General features: G+C 42.4%; 5 protein-coding genes. All 5 read right to left on the reverse strand.

Annotation, left to right across the window (positions count from 1 at the left end; genetic code table 11):
- Positions 1–332: 332 nt before the first annotated feature.
- Positions 333–1,487, reverse strand: coding sequence for an acyl-CoA dehydrogenase family protein (locus tag GQS54_RS22510; RefSeq protein ID WP_166426164.1), 1,155 nt, complete (start codon positions 1,485–1,487; stop codon positions 333–335).
- Between the two features lie 134 nt (positions 1,488–1,621).
- Positions 1,622–5,206, reverse strand: a complete 3,585-nt coding sequence (locus tag GQS54_RS22515; RefSeq protein WP_166426165.1) for a thioester reductase domain-containing protein — start codon at positions 5,204–5,206, stop codon at positions 1,622–1,624.
- Positions 5,207–5,263: 57 nt separating this feature from the next.
- Positions 5,264–6,250, reverse strand: coding sequence for an SDR family NAD(P)-dependent oxidoreductase (locus GQS54_RS22520; protein ID WP_166426166.1), 987 nt, complete (start codon positions 6,248–6,250; stop codon positions 5,264–5,266).
- A 545-nt stretch (positions 6,251–6,795) separates the two neighbouring features.
- Positions 6,796–8,241 (reverse strand): group II intron reverse transcriptase/maturase, encoded by a 1,446-nt coding sequence (gene ltrA / locus GQS54_RS22525; protein ID WP_240920043.1) that lies wholly within the window; start codon positions 8,239–8,241, stop codon positions 6,796–6,798.
- A 615-nt stretch (positions 8,242–8,856) separates the two neighbouring features.
- Positions 8,857–9,546, reverse strand: coding sequence for a Crp/Fnr family transcriptional regulator (locus GQS54_RS22530; protein ID WP_166426167.1), 690 nt, complete (start codon positions 9,544–9,546; stop codon positions 8,857–8,859).
- Positions 9,547–9,800 lie beyond the last annotated feature (254 nt).

A 9,800-nucleotide genomic window follows, 5' to 3' on the forward strand; every position in this document is an offset into this window, starting at 1 on the left:
ACGCCAGCCAAGTTAATGGCTGAACACATGGTAGCAATAGCTGCTTAGCTGTTATGCACTTCAAAGTTGAATCTGCCTTGTTTTTAATCCGCAGAATGATGACTTTATATAAGACCATTACGCTAATTTTTGAGTGTAACTTCAATAGCAATGACTCTGAGTATCATTATCATCATTAAATAGCGAGGACGCCACGAAGTTCTGCGTCGAAAGTGACTGTGATTAGTGCTCGTTATAGAGGCATTATTACCAATAATTTGCGGAGAAAATCAATCCCACCAAGGATAAAAGCTTGACATGTCAGTAGATGATTTTTTACGTCTATATAGGGTTCAGCGACCTAAAATGTCACGAGCAATTACTTCTTTCATGATTTCTGATGAACCAGCGTAAATAGTCTGAATGCGTGCATCGCGGTAAAAACGAGAGATAGGATATTCATCGGTATATCCATAACCACCAAACAATTGTAGACACTCATTTACCATCGTTAATTGCATTTCTGTGGCAGCCAATTTGAGTCTCGCGGCATCGGTCACGGTCATTTCATCGCGCTGATACTTAAGCATATACTTTTCCAGCAGTGCGCGACACATTTCTAGCTCGGTTTGACATTGTGCTAGTTTAAAGCGGGTATTTTGGAACTGTGACACAGATTGACCGAATGCTTTGCGTTCCTTGACATAATCACAGGTTAAATCTAGCGCGCCTTGAGCATGACCAATTGCTTGTACCGCAACGCCAAGTCGTTCTCGTGGCAGCTCTTGCATTAAATACATGAACCCCTTACCTTCTTCACCTAACAAAGCGTCGCTAGGGATACGCATATTTTCAAAAAATAATTCAGCTGTATCACTACTATGCTGTCCTATTTTTTCAATAGGATTACCCCTAGAAAAACCGGGTAGACTGGTATCGACTAAAAATAATGAGATACCTTTAGAGCCCGCATTAATATCAGTTTTAGCACAAACAATGATCATGTCAGCGTGGATACCATTGGTGATAAACGTTTTGGAGCCATTTAGAATATAGTCATCGCCGTCTTTCACTGCTTTGGTTCGAATACCTGCAAGATCACTTCCGGCTCCGGGCTCTGTCATCGCAATAGCGGTTACCACTTTGCCAGTGACCATTGCAGGTAACCAACGGTCTTGTTGTTGCTGGTTGCCAACATGTAATAGATAGGGAGCAACAATATTTGCATGGATATTGTAACCTCCGGCTAATCCAGCTAAATTCAGACGACACATTTCTTCCTGGATCATTTGGCATACATCGAAACTAGCCGCTGCTGCACCATATTTTTCAGGAAAATCAACGAGTAATATTCCTGCGTTTCCCATGGTATTCCAAATTTCTCGAGGCATATGATGGTTTTTTTCCCACGTATCATAATAGGGTAAAACTTTCTGCTCTAAAAAACGTAAGACCATATGGCGAAAAAGTTGCATTTCTTCATTGTAGTTACTATCTGTTGCTGCCATAGGGAGCCCTTTTGTTAAATTATGAATTGATATGCTGATAGGCGTACATCAATTGAACACGCCATATCCGCATTTTTCTATCGAATTGACTTACAACAATAACAGGAGAAAATTGGCACTAAGTCGACATAATATTAATTCACTACATCGTTGAGCATACCCATACTCTTGATATCTTCGATGCATTTATTAACAAAATATTGATCAAGATGCGGCAGTTTTTCTTCCAAATAATGCTCCAAAAGTGATTTGAAATTATTACAACCAGTTCCAGGCTGAGCCGCAGGATAAGGATTAGCAAAAGCCTCTAACAAAGATATAACAGACATTTTCTTTACATTTTCGGGTAAGGCATTCAACTTTTGTTTAAAGCGCTTAAACCACTCCCCGTGGTCTTCAATTTTGGTAATTGCATAACCTGCCGATTCAATATCATTTACAAACGAATCTAACGAGCAACCATCATAGTCGTGGAAATTTGAGATATTAATAACGGAAAAACCAGACTGATGAATATTATTATCAGATGAACGATTTAGGCTATAGCCACCAACAATAGTATCGGCGACAATATTCACCGGCACACCATTGTAATGACCACTTTGTATTCCACCATCACTATTACGTTGATAAAATGACTGAGGTGCAAGGCCAGTAGCAATAATACTCAACAGTAAACGAGTAAACATATCATCGGTATTTATTTGCCCCTTATAATCTTCATGGGCGAGCATCATATCACCGCGAAAAACATTCACAGGTAGTCCGTACTCAGCTTGAGCCTTGCTCAACAAATGCTCTCCTGCCCACTTGCTCAAGCCATAACCTGCAGCATAGGTAGTTATCAACGGCACACTATTTAGCAGTGGCGATTCCTCATTATCCCCTTTACTCAGGTCGAGATAATATTTCACGCTAACTGACGACACAAAATCGATTGGCTTCTTTGTATTTGTCAGAGCGAATTTGATAATTTCTGCAGTACCAACAACATTAGCAGAAAACATATTCGCGTAGCCCATTACGTGATTAACCATTGCCGCCACGTGCACCACACGATCAACATCACCTACTAAGCGAGTATAATCGTCGATTTCGAGACCAAAATTTGACTCTGCAACGTCACCGCTGTAAACCTCTAAATGTTCACTTGCCAACTGTTGATAATCGTTCTCTATAGAGCCTGAAAAAATAGCATCAAGTCGTTGGCGCGCACTAATATTGTCCTCGGCACGGATCAGGCAAATTAGTTTACCACCAACAGGGGCTAATTTTTTTAACCACTGCAAACAAACAAAACGCCCCAGAAAACCATTAGCACCAGTGAGTAAAACCACCTTAGGTTCAGCAGACGATACTGGTTGTGCCATTTCGGCAACGTTAACAAAATCATCACCTAAAAAGCGAGATATTTGCAAATCTTCAGCATTGACAATTTCAGCGTTCTTACCATGTATTGTCTCGAAACTTGGCCTATCATGCAGCCCCTCAATAGCAGAATCTATGCGCTTTGCCCAACGAGCTATATTTCCCATGGGGCTCAAGATTACGTCAGCGGGAACTTCTACACCGAATATCCCTTCCAACTCCAACGACAACGTCACCGCCGCTAATGAATCGCCTCCCAAGGTTGCAAAGCTTTGCGGGCTATTGGCATCGACGTCGTCAAGACGCAATGTAAACGCTACAATCTTTGCTACTTTTTCACGGGTGGACAACATACAAGATTCACTTTTCAATGAGTCTATTTCAGCATCTTTCATGCTTTCATGTTTCAGATAAATTTCTTCTAGACGCTCACCATACTTTTTCTTTAAGGCGGGTCCAAGACGTTTTCTTACACTGGATAGTAAACCATTTTCTTGACTAAAAGCTTCGTTCTCAATAATTAGGTCGCGAGGAACTTCAAAACTTTTCAGCTCCTTAGCCACCGCCACTTTTTGCATCTCACTGCGTAGAAGAGCCATTAACTCAGTCTGTGTCCAACCATCCCCTAACACGGATTCTACCGCTTCAAGGTCTGGAACGACGACACCTAAGAGATAGGCCTGCAATGGATTTCCGTAAAGATAAAGCTGTTTAATCACAGGGCTACCACTTTCAAAATCAACCGCCAAAGTCCCCAAAGCAACATACTCTCCTTGCGACAATTTAAGTACATCCTTACGACGATCAACAACAACAATATGATTAGGGGCTCGCTCTTCAACGATATCACCTGTCAATGAAAAACCATCTTCATCGAACAATTCAGCTGTTGCCTCAGGCTGTTTATAATACCCCGTAACACCAACCTCACTTTTGTAACATAACTCCCCTCTTGGAAAGGGTTTATCCGTTGAGTAGTACCCCAACTCGGGTACATCTCGTAACTTGTATTCCGTCACCGGAGGTGATTGGATAATACCGTTAACAGCAATACCACCCGTTCCCGATTCTGTATTTCCATAACCATCCAAAAGCACAAAATCAAAACATTCACCCATAAATGCTCTCACTGCCGGTGACGTAGGTGCACCGCCGACTATCCCCGACAACAATCGTCTACCCAGAAAATACTCACCCATACCGGTTTTAACCGCGGCGCTGGCGCTATTTTCGTCTTCTCCCTTTCTAATTCGCTTTGATACCTCATTCTGGTAATGCTGATAAATCAGTTCAAATACCCTTGGAAAAAAGGTTAACCGCGTCGGGTCAACTATTCTCACATCTTCAAATAACGTCGACATATCTGGCTTTAATGCAAAGTTTGAAGTACCGCCAGTGGCCAAAGTACCTATCACATTACCTCGACCCAGAAGATGATTAAGCGGTGCATAAATAACAGAAATATTAGGAATTTGAATGGGGGCCGACAGATAAATTTCCCATACATACCTGATGGCTTTTTCAGTTAACATCGCCCCTTTGGGTTTACCGGTACTACCTGATGAATGAATTATCGCAGCCAATCGCGAATCTCCTTCGTCACAAGACGGCAGAGCATGCCAAGGCTGGTTAAGACCGCGCTTGATCAAGTCGTCCAACACGCACAACTTTATCGGCAAACCGGATTTTTCGATCAGTAAAAGCACTTCATCAAAAATAGCCCTATCGTCAGCATCTCTATCCTCATAGTCAAAAACAATTAAACTATTAATATTGCCATGTTCGATAGCATGGGACGCGGCCACTTTTAAATCATTCACTGTCGCGGCGATAGCTGCAGGGTTCATGTTTTCAAAAATTTCTTTTAGGTCTGCACCCGAAGTCGTACTCTGTAAAGGAACAGTAACGGCTTGGGCATACAGGCAAGCCATATCTATGACCTGAAAGTCTATGCTGGCAAATCCAATAATACAGACAAACTCACCCGTTTTTACCCTATGTTCACCAAGACTATCTCCCACACCACACCAAACGTTAGCTAAACCGTGGATTCTACTGAGTAGCTCGGTATAGCTAATACCTGAAAACGCTTTACGATACTGTTTATGTTGTAACCCGGTAGCCTGATCGACTACCACATCATAAGTACGTTCTGCCAACGCTGTTCGCTCGCCATACTGACTAAATAACAGGTCAATTTTTTTAGTTAGCGACAGCTCAGAGGCTAAAGCCTCCTTCTTAATAGCCTCGTTAGGCATATACGCCAATATGCTAGGATCAGCTTTAACGATTTTTTTAAATCGCTCAGCGATCCTTAACTTGATATCAGAAAGTGCTTTATTGTTACCCATAATTACTCCTAGAGAGTCGACTATTTAGATGATGACTTTGTTATTTATTATTTCGACTCAAGTTATATCGAGCGGCTGTCCCAACCATTTTTCGGCTTGCGTCCATAAGCGGTCAGCGGCCTTTGAATCTAATGCGTAAGGAAACACCCCCGATTTAAAGCGATGAACAGATTCAGACTCAGGAGTATTAATCAATTCTGCTACAGAACAGTCTTCTAAATACAAACCACCTTTACCGATAAACAGTTCACTAATGGCAGCCCAAACACTGGTGGCAGCGCCAGTTTCAATTGTCTTGTTAGTACCTTCTGCAGAAGCAGCAATCCGAGCCACGGCCTCTTCGCTCATACTGCGATTTAAACCCGTCTCATGAATAACGCCAGGATGAACAGCTAAGGAAGTGATACCGAAAGATGCCAGACGATTATGTAAAGCAACGGCCAGCAAAACATTCGCTGTTTTTGAGCGACCATAAGCAACCATGGGTACATAATCAGTTTTTTCAAAATTGAAATCATCAAAATCAATATTCGCAATATGGTGAGCTATTGAGGTTAATGTTACAATTCTTGCATTGGTTGCCGATTTTAATAGCGGTGCAAGTGAGGCTGACAAAAAGCAGTGCCCAAAAAAATTAACCGCCATTTGTGATTCCAGACCGTCGATGAAGCTTTTCTCCACCCCCATAATACCGGCGTTTGAAATCAATATGTCTAGCTGTTTGTTTTCCTCTGCATAACGAGAACAAAAATCTTTAATGCTTTGTTTCGAACTTATATCCAATATTGATACGCTGAAGTTAGCTTCACTGACTGTGCTAAGAGCCCTCTCTTTTAACTCTTTAACTGCCTGTAAACCCGCCTCATAATTACGTACTGCTAACGTTACGTTAGCGCCCGTATTCCCTAGCACGCGGGCTGCTTCTTTACCTATACCTGAGTTAGCACCTGTAATGATGACGTTCTTACCGGTTAAATCGTATCCACTGGCTACCTGTTCTGCCGTTGTGTTTTTATCGAAGACGCTTTTCACAAATTCTTGCATGTTTATTTCCAATTATAGTAAGGCTAACTTGAACTAATAATACAAACCTATCGTTCTAGCACAGAGGTGTAAATTATCACCAAAAGGTTAGTTGACAATATCGGCTAGCCGACATTTGTCTTAATAAGCGCGCTCGACAGATAGAAAGAACCAGTTGCAACCCAACCTGTTAACAATCATGAGCGATTATGCCTAAGCTAAAGGTGTAAAAATGAATAGTAAATCAGGAGTTACACCAACTGAGGCTGTAACTAACCCGAACTCAGGTTAACTAATTTTGGAATGCTGTAAACAGAAAAAGCTAATGGGTATGTGGGTAGCCGAGAACGAAGGTGCCAAGTTCTGGTTGAGTGTGCTTACTGAGTGCGATGGTTCGTTTTATTAACGAGTTCGGGGACCGCCTCGAGAAACATCTTAAATAATGGAAGTTAGTCGGATAAGAGAGCAGCATCTCTGCCGCTCCCTCTCCTAAGAACCGTGCGGGCAAGTTTCCCTGCACACGGCTCAAGCTCTCATAAAGCCAGATTTCTCTGACCCAACAGCTTTTACAAAAATGACAATTTCTTAGCTCTTGTATCGAAATAATCAAGCCATTGTGCATCGTACGGAGTCGCAATCGATATGACTTGCCGGTGTCGGCGAATAGGAATATCGCTAGCCTTTTTCAACCTTATAGTACGTTTCTCTCCACTATTAGTCGTGTAAGGCACAACAAATATCCATTGCCGCATACCTCGGTTGGTATAGTATTTCCGGTATAGCCATGTTGCCGACTTCTGTGGATGCTTACGCTTAATCATTCGATGAAGAGTTTTGAAAATCACAGAATCAACGTTATCTAAGACTTTCTTGGACACAACGTGACGATAGTAATTTGCCCAGCCAACTATCTTTCGATTAATAAAGCCAAGTAAACTTGCCATTGGTGTAGCTATGCCTTTCTTAATCGCTAATCTGATAGACTCAAGGAACGATTTGATACTGCTTTTACTTGGTTTAATGAGCAACTTTTGACCATACTTACGCACATTAAATCCAAGGAAGTCGAATCCCTTTGTTATAGACGTGATCAAGGTCTTTTCTTCACTGAGCGTTAAACCACGCTCCAATAGGAATTCGACTATTGCCGGCTTTATTGTTTCCTCTAACAACTCCCTAGAGTTGGCAGTGATCACAAAATCGTCAGCATATCTTACCAAATGAACTTTCTGGTTTGGCTTGGTGATCGATTTAAGCATCGCCTCCATTCCATCCAATGCGCCATTTGATAGGCAAGGCGATATAATTCCACCTTGTGGTGTTCCCGCAGTAGTTGGAGATAAACGCCCGTTATCCATGAAACCTGCCTTTAACCACTGCTTCAGCACCTTCTGCTCTAACGCTAGATGTTGATGTAACCATGCATGGTTAATATTATCGAAGCATCCTTTGATGTCGCCTTCTAAGATCCATTGGGCAGATGTTTTCTGAGCCAATACATTAAAGCACCTTTCAATAGCATCAGCAGTAGAACGCTTCGGTCGAAAACCATAAGAATGGTGATCCGCCGTCACTTCAGCTACCGGCTCATAAGCCATAAGAAAGAGCGCTTGCATGGCTCGGTCATACATCGTTGGAATACCCAATGGACGCATTTTGCCATTCTTTTTCGGAATGTAAACGCGCCTCAATGGTTGTGAACGATAACTTCGGCAGGACAACGTTTCAGCTGCTTTCCATTTCTGTTTTGCATCGACCCACACAATCTCGTCAACACCTGACGTTTTGCGTCCCTGATTTTCAGTGACGCGTTTAACTGCCAGTAATTTTGCTTGGTGAGATCGTGTTAGTAGATGTTGTAGTGCTTGGACTTTGCCCCAGCGCTTTGCTCTAGCTGATTTAGCGATACGCATTTGGAGTCGATGAACATCTAGCTTAGCTCGTTTCCAATCAGTGGAAGACCAATTCTTTGACGGTGAGGATGCACCACCATGCTTGATTGCAGGTGTCATTTGCTTTCCCTCATAAACTCAATTCTCCGCATTCTTTCGCTATTGAGAACCAACTGGACGTGGGCACTCTTTCGAGTCAGATAATAGATACCTTATGCAGATCATTACAATCAACCATTCGCTTCTTCCAGCCTCCCATGCCCGCATAACCATTGTTTACCCTTGCGGCTAAACTACCTTACGGAGTTATTCGGGGTTTCCACGTTTCGTTCCTGTGACTCGATGGTTTAGGTCTCCCGTTTATACCGGCGATACATTCACTCACGAACTCCTATCTGTGAAAGGATGTTCCTGACCGCTTACCTTTTGGTTAGAGCTTATCAGCCGTTTTAGCTCTTCAACAGTTACGATACTTGTCGAGATTCGCATATGCTGACCTTGTCATCATCCCTAGCGCCTTCACCACTTTCGGCTAGCAGTTTCAGTACCTTCTTCACAGATGATACCTACGGTTTCCCGCGGCTACATTGTCCTCAGCGCTTTGCACCTCAACGTTACCATCAACGCACAGCTGAGTAGGGAACTGCTGGTGAGACAGCAGGTTTGACATCCATTCCCTTGGATTAAACAATCACAGGAGCAACATCGTGTCGCACCACAGAATCTGTTACAGGCTCACCAACACACAGCACCAGCACCAGCAACCAATTCATCTATTTTTTTCACAATAACGCCACCATAGACAATTTCAATGAGTCCTCGCATCTCCCAAGCTTTCAATAACTCATTAATTGTTTGCCTACTAACACCCAGCATATTAGCCAGTTCATTTTGATTAACAGGCAAGTCGTAGGCACCGTCACCAAAAGGTTTGCCTACAGCATAAGATAGATTTCGCAAACGAGAGGCTAGCCTTAACTCGATGTTGAGAAAAGTAGTGTCTCGAAGTACTCTGAACATCGCTGCTTGCTTGTAGCAGATGTTTTTAAGTATCAACTCATTTATCAATGGATACTTATTCCTTAAACGATTGAAATCAATGATTGAAAGTAACGCAACTTCTGACTTTTCAACGCAAGTTGCACCAAAAACACTGTCACTGTGGGTTATAACGCTAGTATCACCAATTGTCACAGGCGACCCACAAATAGTTAACGTCATTTCTTTACCACCGTAGCTATAAGCGGTGAGCTTAATCCGCCCCGAGCATATTTCATAAATACCTGGAAGCCGCATTCCTTCTGTGTAAAGCGCCTGCCTCTTTGCCAACCGAATCAACGTCATGTGCTCACGAACATTACTACGAATATAGTCAGGTAGTTTTTCAATCCAACTAGTTTGAAAGTGAGATGTAAGATCAGTCACAAATCCTCCTGCTTATGCTCGCATAAAAGAGCGAAAACCATATGATAAATTATCACTCTCCTCATTAATTTAATGAGTTTTAACCATTCAAACTAGAACCCTATCAATTTCCAGAGCGTCTAACTTGCCATATCGCGCATGAGTTTCTTGTCTGCTTTACCTACCGCAGTAGCTGGGAGCTGGTCCACAAAAAACAGACGCTTTGGAATTTTGTAAGGCGACATATTCTCACGACAAAAAGCGATAATTTCTGC

This window comes from Paraglaciecola sp. 20A4 (assembly GCF_011378905.1).
Lineage (GTDB): Bacteria > Pseudomonadota > Gammaproteobacteria > Enterobacterales > Alteromonadaceae > Paraglaciecola.

What these genes read in the sequence shown, in the direction of transcription:
- GQS54_RS22510 (WP_166426164.1), bottom strand. Translation starts at nt 1,487, where the DNA reads ATGGCAGCAACAGATAGTAACTACAATGAAGAAATGCAACTTTTTCGC.
- GQS54_RS22515 (WP_166426165.1), bottom strand. Translation starts at nt 5,206, where the DNA reads ATGGGTAACAATAAAGCACTTTCTGATATCAAGTTAAGGATCGCTGAG.
- GQS54_RS22520 (WP_166426166.1), bottom strand. Translation starts at nt 6,250, where the DNA reads ATGCAAGAATTTGTGAAAAGCGTCTTCGATAAAAACACAACGGCAGAA.
- ltrA (WP_240920043.1), bottom strand. Translation starts at nt 8,241, where the DNA reads ATGACACCTGCAATCAAGCATGGTGGTGCATCCTCACCGTCAAAGAAT.